The following is a 26,405-nucleotide window of genomic DNA, read 5'->3' as shown; positions in this document are numbered from 1 at the left end:
TGTTCACTAAAACCCCTTGCTTTTCTGGTAGCATCGTAGAATGTTTATTCGCCAAACCAGAACCAACAACAAAGCCACCGGGGAGTCCTACTTCACCCATCGACTCGTGCGCACGGAGCGCATCGGTGGCAAGGTGCGTCAAGTTACCTTGCTGAATTTGGGGAGGCATTTTCCCATCCGGCAGGAAGACTGGCCTTTGCTGTGTCGGCGTATTGAAGAATTGATTGGTGGTCAGGCCGTCATGATTCAGGACACTGTTCCGGAAGCCATCGAGAAAGCCGCGCAACGCTATGCTGGACGCCTGATTGAGATGCCACAGGATATAGCAAGCGAATCGGGGGCGGCCACGGATACTCCTAGGCACGATTTCCAGGAAGTGGATATCGGCTCATTGCAATTGATGAAACCGCGTTCGGTCGGCGTCGAGAGTCTGGGGCTATATGCCCTGTCGCAACTCGGCTTTGTCGAGAAACTGAGCGAACTGGGGGTCAATGGTGTCATGCGCGCGGCGATTCTGGGCAATGTAATCGGACGCATGACCAAACCGGCATCGGAGTTGGCGACATGGAACTGGCTGCAACAGCACAGTGCGCTGGGCGAGTTGATCGACTTCGATTTTGAAGCCATGCCACACACACGCCTGTACCACGCTTCTGATGTATTGATGAAGCACCGCCAGGTCATTGAAGACCATATCTTTTCTGCCGTCCAGACGCTTTTTGGTCTGGATGAGACGGTAACCCTGTATGACCTGACCAACACCTATTTTGAGGGTGATGTCGAGGGCAATGAAAAAGCGCAACGGGGGCATTCAAAAGAGAAACGTAGCGACTGCCCTCTGGTGACACTGGGCCTGGTGCTTGATGGCAGCGGCTTTGTGCGCCGCTCCAAAACCTTTGCAGGTAATGTGGCCGAATGCGGCACATTGGAGGTGATCTTGAAGGGTCTGAATGCACCACAAGGCGCATTGGTCATCATGGATCGGGGAATTGCGACTGAAGCCAATGTCGGCTGGCTGATCGAACACGGTTATCGCTATTTGGTAGTCAGTCGTGACAGGGTGAGGCAATTCGACGAAACCCAGGTCATCAGCATTGAAACTGCGGGGGGGGTGATCCTTTGCGCATCCAGAAAGAGATCAGCGAGGACGGCAAAGAAGTTCGTTTATATTGTCACTCCCTGGGCCGCGAGAAGAAAGAAAGCGCCATGGTCGAGCGCTTTGCCACGGGCTTTGAGGCCGGGTTGAAAAAGATCGTCGAAGGGCTTGCCAAGCCGCGTGGCGAAAAGCGTTATGGCAAGTTGTTGGAGCGCATTGGTCGCCTCAAGGAGAAGAGCCGGGGAGCCAGCCAGCATTACCAAGTCGAACTTATCGCGGATGAATCTGGCAAGTTGGTCACGGGTCTGGCATGGAAAAAGGTGCCGGTGGATGGCACGATGGCGACGCATCCCGGCATCTATTGCCTGCGCAGCAACGAGACCACTTGGGACGAAGAAAAAACTGTGGCGTACCTATACGATGCTGACGGATCTGGAGAGCGTATTCCGCAGCCTGAAGAGCGAGTTGGGTTTGCGTCCGGTCTATCATTCGAAAGAGGATCGCGCAGATGGACATCTCTTCATCACCGTGCTGGCCTATCAGGCCGTACAGGTGCTACGAGCGAAACTGAAGAAAGCAGACATCCGCGACAACTGGGCCAGCCTACGCGAAACGATGAGCGTGCAGCGGCGCGTCACCGCCTCATTCCAACAACGTGATGGGCGCACATTGAATGTGCGAAAATGCACCGTAGCCGAACCGGATTTGATGAAAATTTACAGGGCACTGGGAGTTTCCCCGGCCCCAGGAGGAACGAAAAAACTGATCAGTTAAACCAAAATTACGAGCATGTAGTGCCACTCCGATTTTTTTGTGGTCGTAACAAACTGATAGTTAAAGAAATTAAATTCTCTGCGTTAAACATGGGATAAGGTCCTGGTTACCGCTGAAGGACTGTTTGAGTACGAGGGGAAGCCATTCAAGAGTCTGACGGCTGTAGCGCGGCAGATTACCCAGGGTGAATTTGCCCTCCTGTAAACGGCAACTAAAACCAGCTGGTTACCATGTAGGGCTGGACATTGCCGAAGACTTCCGGTATAAATCACCGAATGGAACCAACGAACCTCGCCAGCAAAGTGCTATCAGAGATCCAGGTACGCCCTGTGGAACGGGGCGAGGAGACGCGCTATCAAGAGCAGATGGTGCGCCACCATTACCTTGGAGGACTACCGAAGATCGGTGAAACGGTGTGGTACGTTGCGACTTGGCGGGAAGAATGGGTAGCGCAACTGAGTATATCGGCGGCGGCGCTGAAATGCGGCGTTCGTGACCGGTGGATCGGCTGGGACTTTCGCTCGCAGTATGGACGGCTCAAACTGATCGCCAACAATAGTCGCTTCTTGATTCTTCCCGACTGGCACCGGCCGAATATTGGCTCACGCGTTCTGTCGCTGACCGAACGCCGGGTCGTCACTGATTGGCAGACGCGCTTTGGTCATCCGTTACTGCTGCTGGAGACCTTTGTCGATCCCCGGCGCTTCCATGGTGGCGTGTATCGCGCAGCCAACTGGATCGAGTTGGGACTGACCCAGGGATATCGACGTACCCGAGAAGGCTACAGCGCGGAAGCCGATGCCCCCAAGCGGGTCTTTGTTCGCCCCCTGTGTCGCAATCCTCAGGGGCAATTGACCCATCCCAACCGAGCACACCTTCAACTCACAGGAGCCCCCAAGATCATGCTCAATGCCGAACAGATGCGCATGCTGCCGCAGTGTTTCACGATGGTTTCCGATCCGCGCCGCGCTCATGGGATACGTCATCGCCTGCCTGTCGTACTGGGCATTGCGGCGGGAGCAACGCTGTGCGGCATGCGCGGCTATAAAGCCATCTCTGATTGGGCCGATGCCTTGGGACAGAAAGCCCGCGAGCGGTTCGGTTGTCGGCGTGAGAAGGGAAGTTATGTCGTCCCTAGTGAATTCGTCATTCGCGACTGCCTGGTTCGCATCGAACCGGACGCGCTGGATCGGGCACTCAATGCCTGGAACGCGGCGTGGGGGAAGAAAGACGATGCGTTGGCACTCGATGGCAAGACCATGAAGAATGCCATTGACGAGGCGGGACATCAGGCTCATATCATGAGCGTTGTCGGGCATCAATCCAAAATCTGTCACGCCCAAAAAAAGTCGGTACCTTGCCCGTAAAGGGCAGTGATGAGCAGAAGCGCACGAACGAAATCGGCATGGCGATTCCGTTGCTCGACACCTGTGACCTCGCAGGTGTCGATATCACGGGCGACGCTCTGCTGACCCAGCGCGCACTGGCAAACTATATCGTTGAGCAGCAGGCGCATTATCACTTCACCGCCAAGGGCAACCAATCCCGGGCTGCAACGCGATATCGCGTTGCTGTTCGAGAAGCGCGGGCCCGCCGACTTCGTCGAGATGAGTTCTGCCGATCATGGTCGCATCGAGACGCGGCGTATTTGGTGCAGCACGGCGCTCAATGCCTACCTCGATTTCCCCCATGTTGGTCAGGTTTTTCTGATCGAGCGTGAATCCATCCGGAAAAAAACCGGGGATTATTCGCGTGAAATTGCACTGGGGTTGACGAGCCGCACTCCGCAAGAAGCCTCACCGCAACGGGTGCTGGCCGTCAACCGAGGGCATTGGAGCATCGAAAGCGTTCATTACATCATCGACTGGAACTATGATGAGGATCGCAGCCGTATCCATACCGGTTTTGGCCCGGAAAACATTTCCCGTCTGCGCCGCTTCGCGGTCGGGATACTCAAGTCATTCCAGAAACCCAATCAATCCATCGCCGAGTTGATGCGCAAACTCAGCTTCCGCACACGCCTCGTCTTCGACTACCTGCGGATGACAAACAATTCGGCAACTGTGTCGCTCAGAAATTGAGAACAAATTTACCGTGGCAGATTACCGGTACGCACTGGTCAGGGCCTCTGTTCTTCGGACTTTCTGACCGTGGTAATCAGGGAGGTGCGAGATGAGCACGACCCAACAAATTGTCACCAGCAAGCCACGCAAACGCTGTGCGGTCTACTGCCGGGTGTCCTCGGACGAACGGCTGGACCAGGAGTTCAACTCCATCGATGCCCAGAAGGAGGCGGGGCAGGCCTATGTCGCCAGTCAGCGGTCTGAGGGGTGGATTCCTGTCGCAGATGATTATGACGACCCGGGCTACTCTGGGGGAAATATCGAGCGTCCCGCATTAAAACGCCTGATGGCCGACATCGAGCGCGGACTGGTCGACATTGTGGTGGTCTACAAAATCGACCGCCTGACGCGCAGTCTGGCTGACTTTTCAAAGATGGTCGAGGTGTTCGAGCGCCATGGGGTATCTTTTGTGTCGGTTACCCAGCAGTTCAATACCACCACCTCCATGGGGCGGTTGATGCTCAATGTGCTGCTGTCCTTCGCCCAGTTTGAACGCGAGGTCACGGGTGAACGCATCCGCGACAAGATCGCGGCCGCCAAACGAAAGGGGATGTGGATGGGAGGCGTGCCGCCCCTGGGCTACGATGTCGACAATCGTTTGCTGATCGTCAACGAAGCCGAAGCAGAGGTGGTCAGAAGAATCTTTGAGGAAATGCTGACCATCGGCTCACCGACCAAAATCGCGAGCAACCTGACCGCCGAGGGCACCACCACCAAGGCGTGGACAACGCAGGAAGGGCAGACCCGGCCAGGGGCCAGGATCGACAAGAAGTACCTTCATAAGTTGCTGCGCAACCGGATTTACCTCGGGGAACTGTCGCACAAGGGGAACTGGTACCCCGGCGTGCATCCCGCGATCATAGAACCCGGTTTGTGGGGGAGGGTACACGAGGTGCTGTCCAGGGATGGCCATGTCCGGTCGGTGGAGACCAAGACCCGGTCGCGCACCGATGCGTTGCTCCGTGGTCTGTTGTACTCGCCCTCGGGCGAGCGGATGTATCCGACCTATTCCAGAAAAAATGGGTGCAAGTACCACTACTATGTGTCCAAGTCGGAGAGCCGGTTCGGCGCGTCGGAGAAAACTTACGAGCGCCTGCCCGCGCTGGAAATTGAGGAGGCAATTGTCGCCCAGATCCGGACGGTACTGACCAGTCCGGAATCCGTGGCATCGGTGGTTCGCCATATCCAGCGCCACGGAGTCCAGATCGATGAAGCATCCACCGTAATGGCCATGGGACGCATCAACAGGGTATGGGATCAGTTGTTCCCGGTGGAACGCCACCGGATCGCCAATTTGATGATCGAACGGATCGATCTGGTCCGCGCCGGTGAGGTCCAGGGTATCAAGGTGAAATGGCGGGAATTGGGCTGGAAGGATCTGATTGGGGAGTTCATGCCCGACAGTATCGGCACAGAACTGATCGAAATGGAGGGGATGGCATGAAAGGTGGCCTGGGAATCTTTATTCCCATGGTATTGCATCGTCGGGGTGTCCAGCGGATCACTGATGATAAACGCCATGTACACGATGTGACTCTGCTCGAAGGGTTGGCACGAGCCTTTTACTGGCAACATCTGCTGGACATCGGAGCGATGAAAACTGGCTCGTCCATTGCGCGAACTGAAAAACTGCATCCTTCTGTGGTCAATGAACTGCTACGTCTTACGATTCTCGCCCCCGACATCATTGAGGGAATCATGGTTGGAAAACAACCGCGCTGCCTGACTCTGATGTGGTTCCAGCGGAATCGCCTACCGGTGGACTGGCAGGTCCAGCGAGAAATCATGGGTACTTTTGAGGGGGATCTATGAGCCGGAAGCATCAAGGGAAAATCAAAGGCAATCCTGTTACTTATCAGATACCATCGCCAGCAGGCGGTGTTCAGATGGAAACCTTCGTGCCCTGGACGCTGGTAAAACGAGGGAACAAAAAGCAGGTCATCACCCCGTTGGATGTGCCACAAGAGTTCCTTGAAGAAGCACGCCAGAAACAGGATGCCCGCGAATCAGCGCAGGATACCTCCCTGATGCGGGCCCTCGGACTGGCGCATCATTGGCAACGATTACTGGACGAAGGAAAGTACCGGACGATGACCGAGATCGCCGCTGCCGAAGGAATTGACCTTGGCCAAGCCAGCCGAATTGGTCGACTCACACAACTGGCTCCAGAAACCGTCGAGGCATGCATGGCGGGTGAGGGGAACGGCCTGGTGCTGGAGCATCTCACCCGCCGTGTCATCCCTACGAACTGGGTCCAGCAACGACAGAAGTTGCCCACATCTTGCGAATAACGGCCATGGGCCGATGGCCGTCATTCGTGACGGGTAAAGGGCAACTTTCAGGTATGCAATTCATGCGGCAGAAGATCGCGAATGTCTAAAGTTCAGTTATCTTGATATTTCATCATAATGTATTTCTGCTTTTGCTAATTCATCTGGGGTATTCACATTAAAAAAATCCTCACTGTTAGGGAAACTCACCGCCACATGGCGATGAGTTTTTACCCATCCCAGCACTCGATGCTGACCACCATCCAGATATTTTTTCAGTGAATCCTTCAGGTGGGTGCGGCACAGTAAAAAAGCATGATGGCTGCATCCGCCTGATACCGGAAAGGCGATTTCGGCATCTTGGGTTGAAAGTGCTTGGGACAGGCGGGGAAGGAGTGTGTCCGGGAAAAAAGGAGAGTCGCAAGGAAGAGATAGGATCAAAGACGAAGTAGCGTGGGTCAGACCGGTATGCAAACCTGACAGAGGACCTGCCCCCAGATAGTCTTCTTCGTCCGCGATGACGGAGAATCCCCAACTCCGATAGAGCGCATGGTTACGGTTGGCACTGAGCAGAATCTCCGTGACTTGGGAACGAATCTTTTCCAACGCATGGATCACCAGAGGATAACCTCCTAAATTCAACAGCCCTTTGTCCTGTCCCCCCATACGCCGTCCCTGTCCTCCCGCCAGGAGTAGCGCGCAGACATCATGGCGGTCATGCGTTGTGCCAATCACCGGAATATCCTCCCGATTTTTCAAGCAGATGAATATCTCCGATTGTCATACCCCGATCCAGTCCCTTACCCATGTCATACAATGTTAGCAGGGCAACACTGACGGCCGTCAAGGCTTCCATTTCCACCCCGGTACGCCCAACAGTTTCGGTAGTGACAATACATTCCAGCCACACTTCCTCCATATTGGGAATGAAGTCTACTTGGGTATGGGTTAATGACAGTGGATGACAAAGGGGAATCAAGTCGGAGGTTCGTTTGGCCGCCATCAGTGCAGCGATTCTGGCCACGCTCATGGCATCTCCTTTCTTTAAAGTAACGTCGAGAAAGGCTTGCAGGGTCTGTGGTTGCATGCGGATTCGACCACTGGCCCGGGCCACACGCCGGGTTTCGCTCTTGTTCGCAATGTCGACCATTTGAGCTTGGCCCTGATCATCAAGATGAGTAAAGGATTGGGTCATAAGATAGTTTTCGAAAAGTGGTTAACGAAGTACTGTACCGGGGAATCGCCAAATCTTCTATAGGAGATTACCGCTAAAAATGGCACACCACATTATTGCACCAGACATCCGCCAGCACAGCATGGAAAATGATGGCTATTTTGGATGTGCCTCTCGTGGCTCAGCAGTTTTCGGGCATTGATCGTATCGAACAAGTTAAATTTCCCCGGGCTCTGTTAGGAAATCCTTTCGCCAGCGCTGCGCAACCTGTTCATCGCTGGTGCGAGCATCAACCCACACTTCTTTTTCGGGAAACTGTTCTTTTTTCCAAAACATGGCCCGCGTCTTGAGGTAATCCATAATGAACGCGCAAGCTTCAAAGGCTGGTCCCCGATGAGCGCTGGCCACGATCACCAGCACGATGGAATCACCTGGGGCTAATGCACCGATCCGGTGAATGACTCGTACTCCCAACAGGGTCCAGCGTGAGCGGGCTTCTTCCAGAATCGCTTCGAGAGACTTCTCTGTCATGCCGGGATAGTGCTCTATCCACAATTGGGTTATGGCAGCTTCTTCACTCATATCGCGTACCGTTCCCAAGAAGCTGACCAAAGCCCCGGCTCCTGGGCAGTGTCCCTGGAGTTGTTGGATTTCAGCGCCAATATCAAAATCTGAGGTTTGAACAGAAAGAGTCATTTGATTGGGTGAGTTTGTGATGATGAGAGATACTGTTATCTTACTTCCTCTCCCATGACAAAGGAATGGCATGGTCATTGCTTATCCTTTGGCATCATGCTCAAAATTCTCATTATCGACGAACATCAACAACCAACCGCTGATATCTGCGAACAACTCATCCGGGCAGGCTATCAGGTCGCTGCTGTTTTGCCTTCCTCTGATAATCTTCTGGACAAGGTCTCACAGTTTAAGCCAGATGTCATTCTGATCGACACGGATTCCCCCAGCCGCGACACTCTGGAACACCTCGCTGTGATGGATCGCACCGCTCCGCGCCCAGTCATCTTGTTTGGTTCCGATGACAATAGCGAAACAATCCATCAAGTGATGCAAGCCGGAGTTTCCACCTATGTGGTTGATGAACTGGACAGTTCCCGACTTAAACCGGTCATTGACATTGCCTGCGCCCGTTTCGAAATGATGCAAGGATTAAAGAACGAACTCGCCCGTGCTACTCAAAAACTGGATGACCGAAAAATCATCGACAAAGCTAAAGGGATTCTGATGAAACAGCGCCACCTCGAGGAGGATGAAGCCTATGCTTCCTTGCGAAAACTGGCCATGACACGGGGCAAGACGATCGCCCAAGTAGCCCGAGACCTGATCGACAGTGCCTTATTGCTGTTTTGAAGTTCTGAAACCGCACCAAAATAGTCTGTTTCCAAAAAATCCGCACCATTTCTGTGCGTGTTATTTCTGTGCCCTTTAATTACCTGCCATAAAAAGTCCTTGATCACACATATACCACCCTGAATTAATGCGCTAATACACTATTTTATGATCATATTTTAGTTGCACCATATTTTGGCATAACTATTGCTTAATTCTTTATGACACTTAGAACAATGGCGTTCTGGAGTGAGTGAGATCGAGTTCTGGACAACGGCGTCCGCGGCAATGGGAAGAGCAGTATTCCCAATGCAGCGCATGCCGTTTTTTTATTTTTTTCGAGTTTATAGGAGACCTTATGAATACCTGGCTGACAGGAACTGACAAACCAGAAATCAAAGAGGTTCACTTGGGCTTCATGCCTTTGACGGATTGCGCCAGTCTGGTGATCGCATCACTGGGACAATTTGATCGTCGTCATGGAATAAAAATCTGCCTGTCGAGGGAAAATAGTTGGGCCTCAATCAGGGACCGACTACTCAATGGCAGCCTGGATGCTGCACAGGGCCTTTATGGCCTAGTCTATGGAGTTCAGTTGGGAATCGGTGGATTGCAGCGGGATATGGCCGTACTCATGAACCTCAACCATAATGGTCAGGCCATCACCTTATCCCAGGCCCTGGCTGATCGCGGCATCACTGGAGGTGAAAGCCTGGCCAACGCCATCATCCACAAAAAACAACGCTTCACCTTTGCCCAGACTTTTCCCACGGGGACCCATGCCCTGTGGCTCTATTACTGGTTGGCTGCTTGGGGGATTCATCCCCTGCGCGATCTTCAAATTTCCAGTGTTCCACCCCCGGAAATGGTGGAACGCATGAGTGCGGATCAGATGCAGGGATTTTGTGCTGGAGAACCTTGGAACGCTCTGGCCGTTGAACGGGGTATCGGCGTCACAGTCACAACCAGTCAGTCCATTTGGCCTGATCACCCTGAAAAAGTGCTGACCACGACGGCCACTTGGGCTCAAAGCCATCCCCACAGCGCCCGTGCCCTGATTGCAGCCATCCTGGATGCCAGTCGCTGGCTTGATTCTTCCCCAGAAAATCGGGCCATCACTGCTGCCCTGATGGCCCAGCCAAATTTTCTCGATCTTCCTTCAGAATTGATCTTGGCACGACTCCAAGGACGATATCAGGACGGACTGGGTCACCAGTGGCAGGACTCGCACTCACTCAAATTTTTCGCCGATGGCGCCGTCAATTACCCCTATCTCTCCGACGGCCTTTGGTTCATGACGCAACACAAACGTTGGGGAATGCTGACCGAACACCCTGACTACCATGCCGTGGCGCAACAGGTACAACGGCTCGACCTTTACCGCGATGGCGCTGAAGCCGCTGCCGTCTCTCTTCCCGTCAGTCCATACCGTCGCTCCTGCCTTTTCGATGGCGGAGTATGGGACGGTCAAGACCCGAAGCGGTATGCCGATCAATTCACCCTCACTGCTTAGGAGTGACATCAATGACTGCTCACCCCCCCCTCAATAGCCTGCAACCGCCTCCAATAGCCGAGCGTACTCGCTCCAAACTGGTCATGGTAGGCAACGGCATGGCGGGAGTTCGTGCTCTGGAGGAACTGCTCAAGTTGGCTCCAGACAAGTATGACATCACCGTTTTTGGTTCGGAACCTCACCCCAACTATAACCGCATTCTTTTGTCGCCAGTGTTGGCGGGAGAAATGACCCTCAAAGAAATCATCCTGAATGATGTTGATTGGTACAAGGATAATGGGATCAAACTGAATACTTCAAGTCGCGTCACTCGAATTGACAGGATCTCGCGCCAGGTTTTCAGCGAAGATGGGCGGGTAGAAAAGTACGACCGGTTACTGCTGGCCACCGGTTCGACTCCCTTCATTCTGCCGGTTCCCGGCCATGATTTACCCGGTGTCCTGAGTTATCGCGATATTGCCGATACCGATGCCATGATCGAAGCCGCTTCCCGTTATCACCATGCGGTTGTGATCGGAGGTGGTCTGCTCGGCCTGGAAGCGGCCAATGGATTGCGTCAACGGGGTATGACCGTGACCGTAGTGCATGTCATGCCTTGGCTGATGGAACGCCAACTTGATCGTCCTGCCGCTGAACTGCTGAAAAAATCCCTGGAGGACCGTGGTCTGCAGTTCAAGTTGGGCTGTGAGACCTCTGAATTGATGCGCGGCGAGGATGGACGGGTCTGTGCCCTGCGTTTCAAAGATGGATCCACCCTCGCAACCGAACTGGTCGTGATGTCCGTGGGAATCCGCCCGAATACTGCCCTGGCTGAATCGGCTGGGCTATTTTGCCACCGGGGCATCGTGGTCAGCGACACTTTGCAAACCTTCGATCCCCGTATCTATGCCGTGGGCGAATGCGTCTCTCATCGCGGCATTGCCTACGGACTGGTTGCTCCGCTTTTCGAACAGGCCAAAGTTGCCGCCAATCACTTGGCCGAGTATGGTATTGCGCGTTACAAAGGCTCCGTAACTTCGACCAAACTCAAAGTAACGGGAATCGATCTGTTCTCTGCCGGTCAATTCATGGGAGCCAATGACAGCGAAGACATCGTACTCTCCGATCCTGCCGCTGGTGTCTACAAAAAACTGGTACTCAAGGGTGATCAACTGGTGGGAGCCGTCCTCTATGGCGATACCGCCGATAGCGCCTGGTACATGCAACTGCTCAAAGATGCCCAGAAAGTCACGGAATTGCGGCCCCATCTGCTATTTGGCCAACACCATCTGGGTGACAGCGGTCATAAAGGGGAAACCCAAGCGGCCAGCCTTCCCGATCAGGCGGAAATCTGCGGTTGTAATGGTGTCTGCAAAGGAACCATTATCAAGACGATCAAAGAAAAAGGGCTGTTTACCCTTGAAGAGGTGCGCCGGCATACCAAAGCATCCAGTTCCTGCGGGTCTTGTACCGGACTGGTGGAGCAATTGCTGGCCTCTACTGTAGGCGGAGCCTATCAGCCCGCTGAAGGATTGCACAAAACGCTCTGTGGCTGTACTGATCATACCCATGAGGAGGTTCGCAAGGCAATCCGCGAAGAACACCTGCTCACCATCCCTCAGGTCATGACTTTTCTGGTATGGAAAACTCCCAACGGCTGCGCCACTTGCCGTCCAGCACTCAATTATTACCTGATTTCCAGTTGGCCCCACGAGGCACGAGACGACCCCCAGAGTCGCTTCATCAATGAACGGGCTCACGCCAATATCCAGAAGGATGGAAGTTTTTCTGTAGTTCCTCGGCTATGGGGCGGTTTGACTACGCCGACCGAATTGCGCGCTATTGCAAATGCTGCCGAAAAATACGCGGTGCCCACCCTCAAGATCACTGGCGGCCAACGGATCGACCTGCTCGGCGTCAAAAAACAGGATTTGCCCCACATATGGGCTGATCTGGCGGATAGCGGCTTGGTCTCTGGCCATGCCTATGGCAAAAGCCTGCGCACCGTCAAAACTTGCGTCGGTTCCGAGCATTGTCGTTTTGGTACCCAACGTTCCATGGTCCTGGGTGTGCGTCTGGAAAAAATGCTGTTTGGAATGTGGAGTCCCCATAAAGTCAAGTTGGCGGTATCCGGTTGCCCGCGCAACTGTGCTGAATCCGGCATCAAGGATGTGGGCATCATCGGAGTGGACTCGGGCTATGAAATCTATGTCGCTGGCAACGGCGGGATCAAGACCGTGGTCGCCCAGTTTCTCTGCAAGGTCGCCAGTGACGATGAAGTCACGGAGGTGGTGGGCGCCTTTCTCCAACTCTACCGCGAGCAAGCGCGTTACCTCGACCGCACCGTGCACTGGGTCGAACGAATCGGTCTCGACTTCGTGAAAAAACAGGTGGTGGAAGATCTTGAGCAACGGCGAACCCTTCACGAACGTCTTCTGTTTGCACTTCAGGGTACTGGTGACCCATGGATGGAGATCGCCGCCAATCCCTCGCGTCTTCAGGAATTCGAAGTGATGTCCCTTTAATAAAGTCGGAGTTTGTCATGACCCAATGGAAAAGAATTTGTACTCTGGATGAGATTCCCCGTCTCGGTGCGCGTGTGGTTGAGCGTGAAGTTCCCCCCAATATCGCACTGTTCCGCACTGCGGATGATCAAGTATTCGCTCTGCTGGATAGATGTCCCCACAAACAAGGCCCGCTTTCCCAAGGGCTGGTCACGGACAGCCATGTCACCTGCCCACTTCATGGCTGGAAGATCAGTTTGGTCGATGGGCAAGCACAGGCACCAGATGTGGGTTGTACCGCGATTGTTCCCGTACATCTGGAAGATGGTTGGATCAGTCTGGAGTCAGGGCACGAGTCGCACTAACTTTTGCTGCAATGGGGCAGTTTCATTTTTAAATCAGTTGGTTTGGTCAATGGAATGACGACATGGACATGAAGATATTTCTGAAGTCGGGACATACCCCGACCTTGCTAGCTTCGTTTCTCTACTTTGATATCTCCTTCATGGTATGGGTGATGCTGGGACCTCTTGGCGTCAATATTGCCAATGACCTCCATCTCGACCATCTGCAGAAGGGTTTGATGGTGGCCACGCCCGTGCTCTCGGGGGCTTTGCTGAGAATCGTGATGGGGCTTCTGGTGGATCATCTTTCACCGCGCAAGGCCGGCATCATCGGCCAGATTCTGGTGCTGACGGGTCTTGGCTTCGCATGGATCCACGGCATCCACTCCTATCAGGAAGTACTGACCCTGGGAATATTACTGGGTGTGGCTGGTGCTTCCTTTGCCGCTGCCCTTCCTCTGGCATCGCGCTGGTATCCTCCCGCATACCAAGGTACTGCCATGGGAATTGCCGGTGCCGGAAATTCCGGCACCGCCCTGGCTGCCCTCTTTGCGCCAGGTTTGGCTGCCCTCTTTGGTTGGAATAATGTGTTTGGCCTAGCCCTGATTCCGCTCGCCATGGTGTTCGTACTCTTCATTGTGCTGGCCCGGGATGCGCCCAATCCTCCACCCCCTAAAACTTTGACCCAATATCTGGCCGTTCTCAAGGATCAGGATGCATGGTGGTTCATGTTCTTTTATAGCGTGACCTTTGGCGGATTCGTAGGCCTTGCCTCCTCTTTGGTCATCTATTTTAATACCCAATATGGCCTTGATCCAAAAACTGCCGGCCTGTTTACTGCTGCCTGCGTATTTGCAGGATCTCTGGTGCGCCCCTTGGGCGGGAATGTGGCGGATCGGGTAGGGGGCGTCAAAACCCTCACTGTCATGTACGGGATTGCCGCCCTGAGCCTGTTTGTCGTCAGTTTTGGGCCTGTCCACGCCTGGATGGCCCTGATTGTCTTCGTAATCGCCATGCTGGCTCTGGGGATGGGCAATGGGGCCGTCTTCCAGTTAGTACCCCAGCGCTTTCGCAAGGAAATCGGGGTAATGACCGGACTGGTTGGAATGGCTGGAGGGGTAGGCGGCTTTTATCTGGCATCATCTCTTGGTTACTCGCGTCAAATGACGGGCAGTTATCAGACGGGGTTTCTGATCTTCGCTACCCTGGCCCTGTTGGCACTGGCTGGCATCAGCAGAGTCAAGAGCCGTTGGCGTACCACTTGGGGGGCCAGTCATCTGACCGATGCAAGAATCTGAGTCAGGGCGCGACATGAAAACTTTCGAAGAAAACTCGGGACACCACCGATCTCAACTTGAGGTTACGATGGGCGGAACTAGCCGCATCGGTGGTCGTGCCGATAATCAGGACTTCCTCGCTTCGACCCTTCCTCAGGGTGAAACCTTGGAACAAAAGGGAGCACTCTTTGCCATCGCCGATGGAGTCGGTGGCCATGCTCTAGGGCGAGAGGCCGCCGAATTTTCAGTACGGAGCCTGTTGTCGGATTATTACTCCACGCCAGAAACTCTAGGTGTAGGCCGTTCTCTGGATTTGGTGCTGAATGCCACCAACCGCTGGCTTGTGGCACAGGGGCGGCGTTGTCGAGAATATGCCGGGATGGCCACCACCCTGACTGCCGTCGTCCTGCGTGGCAGTCGCTTCCATTTAGCCCATGTGGGTGATTCTCGAGCCTATCTGTGGCGCAATGGTCAACTGACCCAACTGACGGAAGATCATGTCTGGCCTCATCCTGAATTGACAAATGTTTTGAGTCGCGCCGTCGGACTCGATGAGCATTTCAAATTAGACCATCTGGAGGGTGAGATTCAATCTGGCGATCGTATCTTGCTGGCGACCGATGGAACTTGGAGTGCGTTGTCCAAGGCCCAGATCGAGAACCTGCTGGCGAGTAATCCCGATCCCCAAGCCGCCGCCGATGCTCTTGTCGACCAGGCGGAGACTGAGGGGAGTCGTGACAATTGCAGTTGTCTGGTAGTCGCTATCACATCGGTTCCCGGACCTGGCTTCGATCATTGGCTGGAAACCGCCTTGCAGCGCCCCCTGCCCCCAACCCTGGGGGTTGGCCAAAACATCGATGGCCTCACCGTCGAGGCACTGCTTCATCAATCTCGGGTCACCTTGTTATATCGGGTCTCACGCCCGACACCACAGGGTCCGGAAAAGTTGGTTCTCAAGACGCTCCGCAGTGCAAGTGGCGATGACGGGGCACGGACTGCGCTCAGTCATGAGGAATGGTTAGCACGACGGGTAGTCAACCACGCCTTTCCGCAGGTGGTCAGTCACCCCGAGCGTAGTTACCTCTACTACCTGATGACCTGGCATGAGGGCGAGACCCTTGCGTCGCGCCTACAACGGGGTCATCGCTTCGATCCGGAAGAGATCATGACCCTGGGATCTGGTCTGCTCAAAGGGCTGGGGTACCTCCATCGCCTGGGAATTCTGCATCGCGACATCAAACCTGACAATCTTCACATCGACACGGAAGGCCATCTGCACATTCTGGATCTCGGAGTTGCCGCTTCAGAAGGCAACCTGCTGGCTGAAATCAATAACCCAGGCACCCCCTCCTATATGGCTCCAGAACTGTTCACCGGAATCTCATGTAGCGAGTCGAGTGACCTTTACGCTGTCGGAGTGACACTCTACAACTTGCTGACCCGCAAATACCCATACGGCGAAATCGAACCCTTCCAACATCCTCATTTTGGCTCCCCGGTACCGCCCACCCGATATCGCCCAGACACTCCGGAATGGTTGGAAAATATCCTGCTGATGGCCTGCGCCCCTCACCCCAAGCACCGTTTCGAAACTTCCGATGAATTTTTAGTCGCCCTCGAGCGTGGTGCTCATCGCCCCTTGACTCGACCTCGCTCCATACCCTTGGTAGAACGTCATCCAGCCATGGCGTTGAAGATTTTTGCAGGATTGTCGCTGTTCGCCAATTTGGTATCCCTCTACTATTTTTCTCGACTACTGACGGGATTACGATGAACACAACGAATTCGCGCACCGCGGATGTGATGGCAGCGAGCCCTTCTTCCTTACGCAGTACCGCCGCCACTTGCCCTTATTGTGGCGTCGGTTGCGGCGTTTTGATTGAGCATGATGATCGTGGGTTGCGTCAGGTCATAGGCGATCCGACCCATCCGGCCAATTATGGGCGGCTTTGCACGAAAGGGGCCACATTGCTTCAGTCAGTTCGCCCCGAAGGGCGTCTGTTCACCCCTGAATGGCGCCCCGATCGGGCTCAAGTGCCCATCCCTGTCACCTGGCCCGATGCGCTTGACAGAATTGCCCACCAATTCGGCCAGATCATCCGTGACCATGGCCCCGATGCTGTCGGCTTTTACCTGTCCGGTCAACTGCTGACAGAGGACTACTATGTTTTCAACAAGTTGGCCAAAGGTCTGATCGGTACCAACAATGTCGATACCAATTCACGGCTATGTATGTCGAGTGCCGTGGTCGCCTACAAGCAGACCTTAGGAGCCGATGCTCCACCCTGTAGTTATGAAGATCTGGAACTGAGCGACTGCCTGCTGATCGCTGGCAGCAACATGGCCTACGCTCATCCAGTACTTTACCGCCGCATCGAAGCCGCGCGCGAAAGACAACCCAACCAGCGCATCATCGTAGTGGATCCGCGCCGTACCGAGACCGCTGCGGCAGCCGATTTGCACCTGGCAATCTTGCCCGGTACTGATATCTGGCTCTATAACGCCATGCTCCATGTACTGATCTGGGAGGGATTGCTGGATCATGATTTCATCCGCGACCACACCGACGGTTTCGAAGCCCTACGCCAGCATGTTGCAGAGATCACTCCTGCCGTCGCCGCCGACATTTGTGGGATCTCTGCGGAATACATCATCCAGGCGGCTCGTTGGTGGGGAAAATCTGTGGCCCCCATGAGTTTATGGTGTCAGGGGCTCAATCAATCACATCATGGTACCCATAACGGCACAGCCCTGATCGCCTTGTCCCTGGCGACCGGCAAGATCGGCAAGCCGGGGTGTGGACCTTTTTCCCTGACCGGACAACCCAACGCCATGGGGGGACGGGAGGTAGGGGGACTCTCCAACCTCCTGTCCGCCCATCGCGATCTCGCCAACCCCCAACATCGCGCGGAAGTAGCCCAACTGTGGGGGATTCCCTCGGTACCCGCCCAACCCGGTTTCTCCGCTGTAGAGTTGTTCGAGGCCGCACGAGCAGGCCAAGTCAAAGCGTTATGGATCGTTTGCACCAATCCCGCCCACTCGATGCCCGACCAAACCCTGATTCGGGAGGCATTGACCCGTTGTGAACTGGTGGTGGTGCAAGATGCCTATGCCCATACCGAAACCACCGCCTATGCCGACTTACTGCTGCCCGCCTGTACCTGGGGTGAAAAAGAGGGTACGGTCACCAATTCCGAACGCTGTATCACCCATGTCAGACCCGCTTTGGCCCCGCCTGGCGACAGTCGTTCCGATTGGCGCATCGGTCGTGATTTTGCCCACGTCCTTGGACGCGAATTGGGACGCGGTGAAGAAGCAAAACGCCTGTTTCCCTATGAACATCCCCGCGAAATTTTTGAGGAACATTGCCGTACTACCGCAGGTCGGGACCTTGACATTACCGGATTGAGTTACGATCTACTTGATCAACGGGGACCGCAACGCTGGCCTTTCCCTCAGGGAGCCACCCAGGATCGCGTGCGTCTCTATGGCGATCACTGTTTTGCCACTGCCAATGGTCGCGCCCATTTTGTGGTGCCAGTCTCCTCGCTCACCGCGGAGAGTTGCAATGCGCGTTATCCCTTTCACCTCACCAGTGGTCGTTTGCGCGATCAGTGGCATACCATGACTCGCACAGGTCGGGTTGCCCAACTTGGCAATCATGATCGCGAACCCTGCCTGCAACTCAATCCCGCCGACATGACGCGACGGGGCCTGGCCCCAGGGTCTCTGGTCAAAGTATCGAGCCCACGGGGAAATCTGGTGATTCGCCTCCAGGCTTCTCTGGAAGTTGCCTCGGGGCAGGCTTTCATGGCGATGCATTGGGGCCGCAACCGACTCAATAGCCACGGTGTCAACGAACTGACTCTGAAAACTTTCGATCCCTATTCCAAACAACCCGAACTCAAACATGCAGCGGTTCGGATCGAACACGCCATACTCCCCTATACCACGGTGATGATGGGGAGTGCCGCCGACAGCGAGCAAGCCCGGCAATGCACCCTTCAATGGCTCGACCAGATTCCTCCGCTACTGTCCCCCTTTGGCTATGCCAGCGTCTCTCTGGTGGGTCGAAACCATCCCGCTGTGATCCTGAATCTGGCTCACGACGAACCGATTCCTGCTACCTGGCTGGAACCACTAGACCAACTTTTTGGACTGGTCAGTGGAGTCTGCATGGAATACCATGATGCTCGCGCCCATATTGCCAAAAAAGTCCTTCTGGTGGATCAGCAACTGATTGCGGCGCGTTTGACGGGTGAGACAGTGGCAGCTCCCTGGCTGGAAAGTGCGCTCCTGGAGAAGCAAACGGTGGCCGAGATTCGGCACTGGCTGTTGGCGCCTTTGTCGGCTCCCCCGGCTTCGATTCGGGTTTCAAGCCGAACGGTTTGCAATTGTTTGGATGTCAGTGAAGCAACCTTGCAAGCCACGATCCAGAAGGGTGCTACCCTCGCCGATTTACAGGCTTCCCTGCGCTGCGGCACCCAATGTGGTTCCTGTCTGCCAGAGATTCGACGGATGCTGGGTCAACACCAAAACGAATCAACTGGCCCAGGATGAGGTTACCCGCCCGTCACCGGGGGGATCAGGGCGACTTCGTCCTCATCGTGTAATACCACGGTTTCCTCGACGAGGATGGTCTGGTTGAGGGCAACCCTGAACGGACGGCTCAGGGCTTCGCAAGTCGCCGGACTACGGGCTCGTAACTCGTCCAACAACTCACTCACGGTCTGATTGGGGTGTCTCGAGGGCATTATCTCGGTTCTGCCAAAAATATCCTGAAGACGCCCAAAATAGAGTATTTTCATATCAACAATCCAGAAAACGGCATGAAACGGACGGTGTCTCCTCGAACAACCTGACGCCCCATGGGTATTTCCACCAGCCCATCGGCCTGAACCAGTGAGGTCAAAGAAGCTGAACCCTGATTCGCCACCAGGGTCAGGAAGGTGCCTTCCTCATCGTTATGTAACTGCGCCCGCAACCACTCGGTCCGTCCCTTTACCTGGGGCCATTCGAAGTTGGCTCGAATTTGGTAGGTCTGGGGTTTCCAGTCCAGGGCACCCTGGCTGGAGAGGATGAAGGGACGCACAAACAGACAAAAAACGACAAAAGCCGAGACGGGATTGCCCGGCAAGCCCAGAAAAGGTACCCCGTTCACCTGCCCAGAAGCAAAAGGTTTCCCCGGTTTGATGGCCACTCGCCATAAGTCGATCTGGCCGATTTGTTCCACTGCCGTGCGCACATGGTCTTCTTCCCCCACTGAAACCCCACCGCAAGTCAGTATGATGTCGGCTGCAGATGCGGCCTTCGTGAGGGTGGATAGGGTCTGATCCAAATTGTCTGGAACTACCCCAAGATCCACGACATTGCAATGGAGCGCTTCGAGCAAACCTCGCAAAAGAAAATGGTTGGAATTGTAGATTTGTCCTGGTTCCAGGGGATGGCCGGGTTGCACCAATTCGTCTCCGGTAAAAAATACGGCGAGGGACAGTTTGCAATAAACCACCACTGACTCAATCCCGACGGCCGCCAGCAAGCCCATGTCCTGAGGTCGGACCCGGCTTCCGACACGCCGGACGACATCCCCGATGCGGGCATCCTCACCCCGCAGACGAATATGTTGCCCCAGGTGCGGCCTGTGGGTGAAACGCACTTCCGAACCTTCCAGCGCACTGTCCTCCTGCATCACCACTGCGTCCGCTCCCAGAGGGAGACAGGCCCCGGTAAAGAGACGCGCTACCGACTGGGGGGCTAAGGGCTGGGCGCTCCGACCTGCAGGAATTCGCTGGGAAATCGGCAAGGAACGATCATCGAGGTCGGTAATGCGAACAGCATAACCATCCATCATGCTGACATTATCCGGGGGTAAATCGCAACGAGCACACAGATCCTCGGCCAGCACCCGCCCCTGACTTTGTTCCAGAGGAATGATTTCAGTGGCTGGGCGAGTCCGAATGCTGGCGATCAATCGTTCGAGTGCAACCTCAGGAGACAGGGGATTCATCGTTATAATTCCAGTCGTTGCGCAATGAAAAGAGCCATGGGTTCGGGTTGGTTCAAGTTGAATTGTGGCAGAGAACTCACTACAGGACGATCCGTTGCCACAGCGACAATGTTTGAATCGTCGGGGTGAAGCAGTGGTTTTCCGGTGATTGTGCGCCAAACTTCCAGTTTTGGCATGGACCCGTGCTTGAAGCCTTCCACCAGCACCAGGTCACAGGGAGAAAGACGGGCGGTGAGATCTTTCAGATCGGGTTCTGAGCGTTCCCGGTTTTCGTGCATCAGGAACCAGCGTTGGGAGGTGACCAGCAATACTTCCTGGCTCCCTATTTCACGAAAACGCCAACTATCTTTGCCAGGCTGATCGAGATCCACCTGATGATGGGCATGCTTGATCACCGACACTCGCAATCCCTGCGCCTTGAACCAAGGGATCAATTTTTCGATCAGGGTGGTCTTGCCGCTCCCGGAATAGCCAACGATACCAAACAGTTTCATTTTTTTGGGCGGAAAGCCGCGATGACTTCGGACCGGGTCTCCAGACGTGGTCCTCCGATCAGATCGATGCAGTAGGGCACGGCCGCAAAAATACCATCCAAAGTTTGCTTGATGGCTCGAGGTTGCCCCGGTAAATTGAGAATCAAGGTACGCCCTCGAGTAGCCCCGATCTGGCGCGAGAGGATGGCAGTCGGAACATAGTGTAGGCTGACGGCGCGCATCTGTTCGCCAAAACCGTCCAGCACACGATGAGCGACATTGCGAGTGGCATCCGGGGTGACGTCGCGCAGAGCCGGTCCGGTTCCGCCGGTAGTCAAAATTAGAGCGCAATCCTCCCGATCACAAAGTTCGATCAAGGTCGTCTCAATCAGAAGTTGTTCATCGGGAATCAAACGGTTCAGGGCCTGCCAGGGTGTGGTCAGCGCTTCGTCGAGCCATGTTTGCAGGGTTGGCAAACCACGATCTTCGTAGATACCTTGGCTGGCGCGATCACTGACACTGACCAATCCGATCCGAACGGGAGTGGGAACTGACATGAAATAGAAAACTCCTGTGATTCAAAATAAAATGGGTGGTCAACCGCCCGTGGATGACATGAAGCGCATGATTTTTTCAGGAGCTTCCCTAAATTCATGACGCTCTGGTTTGAGTTCGATCGCTGCGCTCAAGGCCAGTGCCAGTTCTTCATCGCTGGCCCCTGAGCGCATCAGGGTGCGAAAATCGACCCGCGCTTCCTGACCCAGACAGAGGTGTAATATTCCATCCACCGTCAGGCGTACGCGATTGCAGGTGGCGCAAAAATGACGTGAAATCGGCGTGATGAAACCCACATTGAAGGTCCCTTCGGGATCTTGCAGATAATATGCCGGACCACCACCGGGAATCAGAGCAGGCACCAGATCGAAACGTTGCGTCAGGCGCCGTCGGGTCTCCTGCAAATCATAGGGGGTGATGGCCCGCCCGCTATTCCCCATGGGCATGGGCTCGATCAAGCGTAGAATCAGTCTGTGCGCTCGACAAAAAGCCACCATGTCGTCGATTTCTCGGTCGTTGACACCAGGCACGATCACCATATTGATCTTGATGGGAGAAAACCCTACCTGCCGGGCCGCGCCGATGCCAGCCATGATTTTTGCGAAGGCATCCTGTCCAGTCAGGCATTTGATCTGTTCAGGTATGAGGGAATCGAGACTAATATTGACGCGACTTACCCCCGCATCTCGCAAGGCTTGGGCATGGTCTTCGAGTTGTGTCGCATTGGTACTGAGAGACAATTCTTCGAGCCCCGGCAAAGTTGCCAGACTCCGGGCCAGAAGAGGTAACTGGGCACGCAGCAACGGTTCTCCTCCGGTCAAACGGATGCGGCTCACCCCAGATGCGACAAAAACCGCCATCAAACGTTCGATCTCAGCGAAGGTCAACCAATGGTCAGGAACTTCAAACCCTTTGAACCCTTTGGGAATACAGTAGGCACAACGCAGATCACAACGATCGGTCACCGACAGACGCAGATAGGAAATCTGACGGCCAAAACGATCTATCAGTGCGGCAGAAGTCTTCATCGGATTTTTATGTTTGATTAAACCGGCGTTTTTCAGGATGGTTGTCATGTCGACCAACTTCGAGTCACTAACTGAACCAGTCCTTCAAGGTTCAATTGGGCAACACCTGCGGGATCCCAATGACGGGCGACACTCCTCGACCAGTGCATGGACTCCTCGACTTGGCCTCTTGATTCACCACAGGATGCTTGGTCAGTATCCCATAATCTTCCCTCCGATGTCACTGTGAATCAGAATAGCAATCGAGTTGTGATAACCCATCCACTTCCAAAGGTGCTGAATCCACTCATGTTGGCCGTCTGATAACCGACACCCAGAGTAAGTTTGATTCTTCCATCAAGGGGAATCCGACCGAAATTGATACCGTAGGTGACGATTAACTGATCTTTCCCGGAAAATGCACCCCCTTTCCAATGGGTTAAACTGGTTTCGATTTCTGGCCAGAAATAATTGGAAAAATGACCTTGAAAAGCGGTATTCCAGACGACAGGCTCCCCTAGGTAATTCTGGTTTCCAGAGGGAAAACTTTCGCTAAGCGTGCTCATTACAGCCACACCTTGCCCCCGGGTTCCCCAACCTTTTCCAACTGCCAAGGTTGGGGTGGTCACGGTAGCGTTCTGAGTAAAAGGCGTGTTCCCTGTCGGAATACTAACCCCCATGAAGCCAGAGACGACGTAATTGCCATTTTCTTCATTGGCAGCCAGGAATCGGTATTTCACGAGTAGTGATTCATCTGTCCAACCTGATATCGTGGTTTTAGGAGTTTGGAGATTCATGTAACCAGGCTGTCCAATCAAGATTTCAACATGCTCGGAAGGAATCAATTCCAGTCCTCTGACCCCCCCTCCGTTGTTGGTCAGCGTGATTCCTCCTACCTTGTTTTGCGCGATTTCATCGTAGCGAAATTCTTCTACCAGTTGTGGGAACACAGTCACCAACGGGCACACCCAATGGGGTTGTTCCTCCAGAGATTTATCGACAGTGGCAAACCAACCACTGTTCGTGTTGGATTCGGAAGAACCTGGGAGAGTGACATCTGCACGAGCTGTTCCGTCTACAGCTGCCATTGCTGCAATTACGAGTAACGATTTTCTCATTTCCACTCCTGGGGTTGTCAAAAACCGACTGACAGTGATGTGGCCAAAAAATAAAAAAACGGCGTACGCGGCATTGGGAATGTTTATTTCCCCTTTGCCGCGGACGCCGTTGTCCGGGTTGCAATCACACTCACTGCAGAACGTCTTTGTTCTGCAGTGAGTGTGACTTAAGCAATTGTTATGCCAAGTTATAAGTTATAAAAACAGGATAAGGAAACAGCGTTGTTGACGCTTGGGTCTGGAGCGCAGAAGGGTGACTAGGGCTTTGTACGGCAGGCATTCCGAGACATTAAGAACAAAACGAGCAGAGAATAGACAGCGCGGCTTTTCCAGAACAGGGATTCCAAGAATCCGAGGGATCCCCTTAATATTTTCGAGGAAATGAGCCAATACAGTGCTTCTTATGACGTATCGCACTGGCTTGGTGCTCGGCATTCTTCCCTGTTCGTGGATAATTTTTCATCACGCAGGGCGCGTGCACAGCGTAAGTTCAGAGTTGCGTTGCTGTGCCGCATAGTGCGCCGAAACTCTGATGTGCCAATCTACAACACCTTGCAGATTGGCACGACTCCGTAAGTATTACGAAGTTCCAGTACCATGCGTACTGCGCATTCGCAGACTTCTGGGAAAACCTATTTAATTTTTTGGTTCTTTGTGACATAGTGTGGGCGCAGACTCAAGTTCGAAGTGCAACACCTGATGTGATGGTGGTGTAGCGTACCTTTTTACCGAAGAATATCTCTAATGGCGTTCTGAACCCAAGTACTTTTCTGGGCCTGAGGTTGAGACGATCCACAGCCTGCCATTCTCTGTTTCGGTCGCCTGTGCTCGACCAATTCATGATCATAACCAATGGGCCTGAAACCCGCATGAATCCTGGAGGCGACCTCTTGAGTGCTCAAGAGGCCAACGGAGAACAGAGAGAAGAAAATGAGGAAAGTGAGGCCGGAAACACGGATGGTGGCGTAGTAACGCTCAAGAGAAAAACTGCCGGAACCCCGCCAACAGGGGCGTTCCGGGCAAAAAAATCCCAACCGATAAGGGTTGGGATTTAAGGTATTGGTGGTGGAATACGGAACCGAATCCGCGTCCGCTTTCCGAGCAAGATAGAAAACATTTCCCGTAAATGGCGTTGGTTCGAGTATCTGGCCATTTGTATGTACCGATGACTTGCCATGCTGGAGTCGGGTGTGGCGGCAAAAAACCTGTCGGAGATTTCTGAAATTGAGGGGGATCGAGTCCACGAGAGACTGGACGAATTCTTTGGCGACTATGTGACATCGAGGCATTTGAGGATGCATGCCTGAGCGACATCCGGCCATTTCACAGGGGGGAGCCTAGACCGAAAGCTCTCCAGTCGGGAGAAAGTTGCCCACCGGGTCTTCCTGAAGGCTTATGTATTCCAAGCGCCATTGGTCCACCTTCCTGAGGTCCGCCAATGTCATGAAAGTATCAGCAACGGCGTTGCAGGACTCAAGTGCGATTTCCGTTGCTGCATAAGCGGTTCCGTATGCCTGTTCAAAGAGAGAGTTAAGCTCATCTGCAACATTTTCAGCCACTTCCCTTGCGTGCTGTCCGCCCTCTGTAGCATCGTATACGACTGAGATGGAGAGAAAGTATGCCTCTCCACCTGGGAGTTCGACTGTTCTGTCCTCACCAAGGTCGAAGAAAAGCGCCACCAGATGCGAAGATGCCGGCTCCAGAATCTTCGCGATGCGGTGTTCGACAGACTTCTTCTGAACAATCTTCCGCAGTCGAGTCTCGAAGGCACTGGGAAATGCTGGGCGCCCATATCGGGCAGCAAGCCACTGCTTCAAGGCGCGCTTTTCATCGGTTGGCAGAGCAAAACTCGAGTCTCTAGCTCCGAATTTTGAAAACTCAATTTTTTTCACTTGCCGTCGGTTTGCATGGTGAAGTTCGATGTGAATTTCTTCGCCGTCCTGAGTTGTGAATCTTACATGCAATCGACGCGGATTCTTTGCGTTTACAAGCATCGCGTTAGGCGCATCAACCTTCGAGCCAACGATGACCTCGACGAACTCCTCAGTGTCGTTTGGCAGGTCGCAGTCGTGAGAGATCACCACAACGCGGCTGCCTGAGCCGAGCGCTTCCACCAGTTTCAGTGCAAGCGCCGCCCCGTCGGTTAGCAGGTTCCCCTGTCGCCATTCGGTATCCCGACTGAGCATCCGCGACTCCTCTTTTATGTGCGCTCAGAGGAGCCTGGAATAGAAATGGAGGACTGCCAATCACCGGTAGGTTTGGACTTTGTGGCAGCCAAGCCGGATAGGTTGTACGACGACTCCATAGCCATGGCTTCTGTGATCAAGGTGGTAATGTGCTTGTGGCGGTTTTCGCCGGACTTAATGAGATCCATCAAGGACCGTCCGCCGAAAGTTTTCATCTTCAACAAAGTCCCCGCACGTGATACGCCTGCTACATAAAATGCGTCCGCGATCCGGCTGAGTTCGTGAATTCTCGCGAGCTTATTTTCTTCAGGGGTCGAACTGCCAGCCAACCACTTGTAGATAGCCTGGCGAGAGACATCAAACAGACTGGCGAGATCGGCGACAGGCGGATTCAGCACGTTTCGAATATTCTCGATATGCTCGGCAGCCGTCCGAACATCAAGGCGTTTTGCGCTATCTGCGGTTATGTCCGCTGCATCGAGGATAAACGGCACGCGAGGCTGGATATGGTGCCGCCAAAACTCGGTGCGATCGAGACCGTAGACGCTACCGGTACCAAATAGAACTGTGCCGATCACCGCAAAGGCGACCTTTGTTGCCGGTTCCATCGGTTGAATGGGGCGGGTGGAAATTGGAATGGAATACATCTTCTCCCCTC

General features: G+C 54.1%; 24 protein-coding genes and 3 pseudogenes. 14 read left to right on the top strand and 13 right to left on the bottom strand.

Going from position 1 to position 26,405, the window contains the following annotated elements:
• The first annotated feature begins 40 nt into the window (after positions 1 to 40).
• The 3 genes and pseudogenes from HO274_RS03035 (at position 41) to HO274_RS03020 (ending at position 3,237) form a co-directional block, all read left to right on the top strand.
• Positions 41 to 1,870, top strand: a pseudogene (locus HO274_RS03035) (IS1634 family transposase).
• Between the two features lie 96 nt (positions 1,871 to 1,966).
• Positions 1,967 to 2,074, top strand: a pseudogene (locus HO274_RS03025) (DUF2924 domain-containing protein); the annotation flags it as partial.
• Between the two features lie 71 nt (positions 2,075 to 2,145).
• On the top strand, positions 2,146 to 3,237 hold the full coding sequence (locus HO274_RS03020; protein WP_273121401.1) for a Druantia anti-phage system protein DruA: 1,092 nt from the start codon (positions 2,146 to 2,148) through the stop codon (positions 3,235 to 3,237).
• On the opposite strand, the gene HO274_RS03015 is transcribed toward HO274_RS03020, so the two are convergent.
• Positions 3,204 to 3,392, bottom strand: a complete 189-nt coding sequence (locus tag HO274_RS03015) for a hypothetical protein (RefSeq protein ID WP_273121398.1) — start codon at positions 3,390 to 3,392, stop codon at positions 3,204 to 3,206. The two genes, HO274_RS03020 and HO274_RS03015, sit on opposite strands and share 34 nt — an antisense overlap.
• An 85-nt stretch (positions 3,393 to 3,477) precedes the next feature.
• Between HO274_RS03015 and HO274_RS03010 the strand changes: the two genes are divergently transcribed.
• From HO274_RS03010 to HO274_RS02995, 4 genes are all read left to right on the top strand, one after another.
• Positions 3,478 to 3,951 carry a hypothetical protein gene (locus HO274_RS03010; RefSeq protein WP_273121395.1) on the top strand — a complete coding sequence of 158 codons (474 nt, stop codon included), beginning with the start codon at positions 3,478 to 3,480 and terminating at the stop codon, positions 3,949 to 3,951.
• Positions 3,952 to 4,042: 91 nt separating this feature from the next.
• Positions 4,043 to 5,437: a recombinase family protein gene (locus HO274_RS03005; RefSeq protein ID WP_273121392.1), complete on the top strand. Its 1,395-nt coding sequence runs from the start codon at positions 4,043 to 4,045 to the stop codon at positions 5,435 to 5,437.
• Positions 5,434 to 5,805 carry a site-specific recombinase resolvase gene (locus tag HO274_RS03000; protein WP_273121390.1) on the top strand — a complete coding sequence of 124 codons (372 nt, stop codon included), beginning with the start codon at positions 5,434 to 5,436 and terminating at the stop codon, positions 5,803 to 5,805. Before HO274_RS03005 ends, HO274_RS03000 begins: the two co-directional genes overlap by 4 nt.
• Complete coding sequence (locus tag HO274_RS02995; RefSeq protein ID WP_273121387.1) at positions 5,802 to 6,284, top strand: hypothetical protein; 483 nt, start codon at positions 5,802 to 5,804, stop codon at positions 6,282 to 6,284. The genes HO274_RS03000 and HO274_RS02995 overlap by 4 nt, the downstream gene beginning before the upstream one ends.
• 96 nt (positions 6,285 to 6,380) lie before the next feature.
• Here HO274_RS02995 and mobA read toward each other — a convergent pair whose 3' ends face one another.
• From mobA to moaE, 3 genes are all read right to left on the bottom strand, one after another.
• Positions 6,381 to 6,998: a molybdenum cofactor guanylyltransferase MobA gene (mobA, locus tag HO274_RS02990; protein WP_273121384.1), complete on the bottom strand. Its 618-nt coding sequence runs from the start codon at positions 6,996 to 6,998 to the stop codon at positions 6,381 to 6,383.
• Positions 6,979 to 7,458: a cyclic pyranopterin monophosphate synthase MoaC gene (gene moaC / locus HO274_RS02985; protein ID WP_273121381.1), complete on the bottom strand. Its 480-nt coding sequence runs from the start codon at positions 7,456 to 7,458 to the stop codon at positions 6,979 to 6,981. The genes mobA and moaC overlap by 20 nt, the downstream gene beginning before the upstream one ends.
• 195 nt (positions 7,459 to 7,653) lie before the next feature.
• A complete protein-coding gene (gene moaE / locus HO274_RS02980) occupies positions 7,654 to 8,133 on the bottom strand; it encodes a molybdopterin synthase catalytic subunit MoaE (protein ID WP_273122258.1) in 480 nt (159 codons plus the stop codon).
• Positions 8,134 to 8,229: 96 nt separating this feature from the next.
• Between moaE and HO274_RS02975 the strand changes: the two genes are divergently transcribed.
• The 7 genes from HO274_RS02975 to HO274_RS02945 all read left to right on the top strand — a co-directional run bounded on the left by HO274_RS02975 (position 8,230) and on the right by HO274_RS02945 (position 18,961).
• Entirely contained in the window at positions 8,230 to 8,805 is a 576-nt protein-coding gene (locus HO274_RS02975; protein ID WP_273121378.1) for an ANTAR domain-containing response regulator, read from the top strand.
• A 337-nt stretch (positions 8,806 to 9,142) separates the two neighbouring features.
• Positions 9,143 to 10,297, top strand: coding sequence for a CmpA/NrtA family ABC transporter substrate-binding protein (locus HO274_RS02970; RefSeq protein ID WP_273121376.1), 1,155 nt, complete (start codon positions 9,143 to 9,145; stop codon positions 10,295 to 10,297).
• A gap of 11 nt (positions 10,298 to 10,308) precedes the next feature.
• Positions 10,309 to 12,801, top strand: a complete 2,493-nt coding sequence (gene nirB, locus HO274_RS02965) for a nitrite reductase large subunit NirB (protein ID WP_273121373.1) — start codon at positions 10,309 to 10,311, stop codon at positions 12,799 to 12,801.
• 17 nt (positions 12,802 to 12,818) lie between these two features.
• Entirely contained in the window at positions 12,819 to 13,145 is a 327-nt protein-coding gene (nirD, locus tag HO274_RS02960) for a nitrite reductase small subunit NirD (protein WP_273121371.1), read from the top strand.
• 62 nt (positions 13,146 to 13,207) lie between these two features.
• Positions 13,208 to 14,422 (top strand): nitrate/nitrite transporter, encoded by a 1,215-nt coding sequence (locus tag HO274_RS02955; protein WP_273121369.1) that lies wholly within the window; start codon positions 13,208 to 13,210, stop codon positions 14,420 to 14,422.
• 13 nt (positions 14,423 to 14,435) lie between these two features.
• Complete coding sequence (locus HO274_RS02950) at positions 14,436 to 16,175, top strand: bifunctional protein-serine/threonine kinase/phosphatase (RefSeq protein WP_273121367.1); 1,740 nt, start codon at positions 14,436 to 14,438, stop codon at positions 16,173 to 16,175.
• Positions 16,172 to 18,961 carry a nitrate reductase gene (locus tag HO274_RS02945; protein WP_273121365.1) on the top strand — a complete coding sequence of 930 codons (2,790 nt, stop codon included), beginning with the start codon at positions 16,172 to 16,174 and terminating at the stop codon, positions 18,959 to 18,961. The genes HO274_RS02950 and HO274_RS02945 overlap by 4 nt, the downstream gene beginning before the upstream one ends.
• 2 nt (positions 18,962 to 18,963) lie before the next feature.
• Here HO274_RS02945 and HO274_RS02940 read toward each other — a convergent pair whose 3' ends face one another.
• From HO274_RS02940 to HO274_RS02905, 9 genes and pseudogenes are all read right to left on the bottom strand, one after another.
• Entirely contained in the window at positions 18,964 to 19,209 is a 246-nt protein-coding gene (locus HO274_RS02940; protein WP_273121362.1) for a MoaD/ThiS family protein, read from the bottom strand.
• Positions 19,206 to 20,408, bottom strand: coding sequence for a molybdopterin molybdotransferase MoeA (locus HO274_RS02935; RefSeq protein ID WP_273121359.1), 1,203 nt, complete (start codon positions 20,406 to 20,408; stop codon positions 19,206 to 19,208). Before HO274_RS02935 ends, HO274_RS02940 begins: the two co-directional genes overlap by 4 nt.
• A 2-nt stretch (positions 20,409 to 20,410) precedes the next feature.
• A complete protein-coding gene (mobB, locus tag HO274_RS02930; RefSeq protein ID WP_273121356.1) occupies positions 20,411 to 20,902 on the bottom strand; it encodes a molybdopterin-guanine dinucleotide biosynthesis protein B in 492 nt (163 codons plus the stop codon).
• Positions 20,899 to 21,438 (bottom strand): molybdopterin adenylyltransferase, encoded by a 540-nt coding sequence (gene mog, locus HO274_RS02925; RefSeq protein ID WP_273121353.1) that lies wholly within the window; start codon positions 21,436 to 21,438, stop codon positions 20,899 to 20,901. The genes mobB and mog overlap by 4 nt, the downstream gene beginning before the upstream one ends.
• A gap of 39 nt (positions 21,439 to 21,477) precedes the next feature.
• Positions 21,478 to 22,464 carry a GTP 3',8-cyclase MoaA gene (gene moaA / locus HO274_RS02920; RefSeq protein ID WP_420537385.1) on the bottom strand — a complete coding sequence of 329 codons (987 nt, stop codon included), beginning with the start codon at positions 22,462 to 22,464 and terminating at the stop codon, positions 21,478 to 21,480.
• A 230-nt stretch (positions 22,465 to 22,694) separates the two neighbouring features.
• Entirely contained in the window at positions 22,695 to 23,567 is an 873-nt protein-coding gene (locus HO274_RS02915; RefSeq protein ID WP_273121346.1) for a hypothetical protein, read from the bottom strand.
• A gap of 670 nt (positions 23,568 to 24,237) precedes the next feature.
• Positions 24,238 to 24,369: pseudogene (locus HO274_RS13505) on the bottom strand (IS30 family transposase); the annotation flags it as partial.
• A gap of 529 nt (positions 24,370 to 24,898) precedes the next feature.
• The gene (locus HO274_RS02910; RefSeq protein WP_273121344.1) at positions 24,899 to 25,747 is read right to left on the bottom strand and encodes a hypothetical protein; all 849 of its coding nucleotides are present in this window, start codon (positions 25,745 to 25,747) and stop codon (positions 24,899 to 24,901) included.
• A gap of 14 nt (positions 25,748 to 25,761) precedes the next feature.
• Complete coding sequence (locus tag HO274_RS02905) at positions 25,762 to 26,394, bottom strand: hypothetical protein (protein WP_273121341.1); 633 nt, start codon at positions 26,392 to 26,394, stop codon at positions 25,762 to 25,764.
• Positions 26,395 to 26,405 lie beyond the last annotated feature (11 nt).

This window comes from Ferrovum myxofaciens (assembly GCF_013181415.1).
Taxonomy (GTDB): Bacteria; Pseudomonadota; Gammaproteobacteria; order Burkholderiales; family Ferrovaceae; genus Ferrovum; species Ferrovum myxofaciens.
This window is presented reverse-complemented; position numbering and strand designations above follow the sequence as displayed.

What these genes read in the sequence shown, in the direction of transcription:
- HO274_RS02905 (WP_273121341.1), bottom strand. Translation starts at nt 26,394, where the DNA reads ATGTATTCCATTCCAATTTCCACCCGCCCCATTCAACCGATGGAACCG.
- HO274_RS02940 (WP_273121362.1), bottom strand. Translation starts at nt 19,209, where the DNA reads ATGAAAATACTCTATTTTGGGCGTCTTCAGGATATTTTTGGCAGAACC.
- nirB (WP_273121373.1), top strand. Translation starts at nt 10,309, where the DNA reads ATGACTGCTCACCCCCCCCTCAATAGCCTGCAACCGCCTCCAATAGCC.
- HO274_RS03000 (WP_273121390.1), top strand. Translation starts at nt 5,434, where the DNA reads ATGAAAGGTGGCCTGGGAATCTTTATTCCCATGGTATTGCATCGTCGG.
- HO274_RS02970 (WP_273121376.1), top strand. Translation starts at nt 9,143, where the DNA reads ATGAATACCTGGCTGACAGGAACTGACAAACCAGAAATCAAAGAGGTT.
- HO274_RS03005 (WP_273121392.1), top strand. Translation starts at nt 4,043, where the DNA reads ATGAGCACGACCCAACAAATTGTCACCAGCAAGCCACGCAAACGCTGT.
- mobB (WP_273121356.1), bottom strand. Translation starts at nt 20,902, where the DNA reads ATGAAACTGTTTGGTATCGTTGGCTATTCCGGGAGCGGCAAGACCACC.
- HO274_RS02935 (WP_273121359.1), bottom strand. Translation starts at nt 20,408, where the DNA reads ATGAATCCCCTGTCTCCTGAGGTTGCACTCGAACGATTGATCGCCAGC.
- HO274_RS02945 (WP_273121365.1), top strand. Translation starts at nt 16,172, where the DNA reads ATGAACACAACGAATTCGCGCACCGCGGATGTGATGGCAGCGAGCCCT.
- HO274_RS02955 (WP_273121369.1), top strand. Translation starts at nt 13,208, where the DNA reads ATGGACATGAAGATATTTCTGAAGTCGGGACATACCCCGACCTTGCTA.
- HO274_RS02950 (WP_273121367.1), top strand. Translation starts at nt 14,436, where the DNA reads ATGAAAACTTTCGAAGAAAACTCGGGACACCACCGATCTCAACTTGAG.
- HO274_RS02975 (WP_273121378.1), top strand. Translation starts at nt 8,230, where the DNA reads ATGCTCAAAATTCTCATTATCGACGAACATCAACAACCAACCGCTGAT.
- nirD (WP_273121371.1), top strand. Translation starts at nt 12,819, where the DNA reads ATGACCCAATGGAAAAGAATTTGTACTCTGGATGAGATTCCCCGTCTC.
- HO274_RS03010 (WP_273121395.1), top strand. Translation starts at nt 3,478, where the DNA reads ATGAGTTCTGCCGATCATGGTCGCATCGAGACGCGGCGTATTTGGTGC.
- mog (WP_273121353.1), bottom strand. Translation starts at nt 21,438, where the DNA reads ATGTCAGTTCCCACTCCCGTTCGGATCGGATTGGTCAGTGTCAGTGAT.
- HO274_RS02995 (WP_273121387.1), top strand. Translation starts at nt 5,802, where the DNA reads ATGAGCCGGAAGCATCAAGGGAAAATCAAAGGCAATCCTGTTACTTAT.
- moaA (WP_420537385.1), bottom strand. Translation starts at nt 22,464, where the DNA reads ATGAAGACTTCTGCCGCACTGATAGATCGTTTTGGCCGTCAGATTTCC.
- moaE (WP_273122258.1), bottom strand. Translation starts at nt 8,133, where the DNA reads ATGACTCTTTCTGTTCAAACCTCAGATTTTGATATTGGCGCTGAAATC.
- HO274_RS03020 (WP_273121401.1), top strand. Translation starts at nt 2,146, where the DNA reads ATGGAACCAACGAACCTCGCCAGCAAAGTGCTATCAGAGATCCAGGTA.
- HO274_RS02910 (WP_273121344.1), bottom strand. Translation starts at nt 25,747, where the DNA reads ATGCTCAGTCGGGATACCGAATGGCGACAGGGGAACCTGCTAACCGAC.
- moaC (WP_273121381.1), bottom strand. Translation starts at nt 7,458, where the DNA reads ATGACCCAATCCTTTACTCATCTTGATGATCAGGGCCAAGCTCAAATG.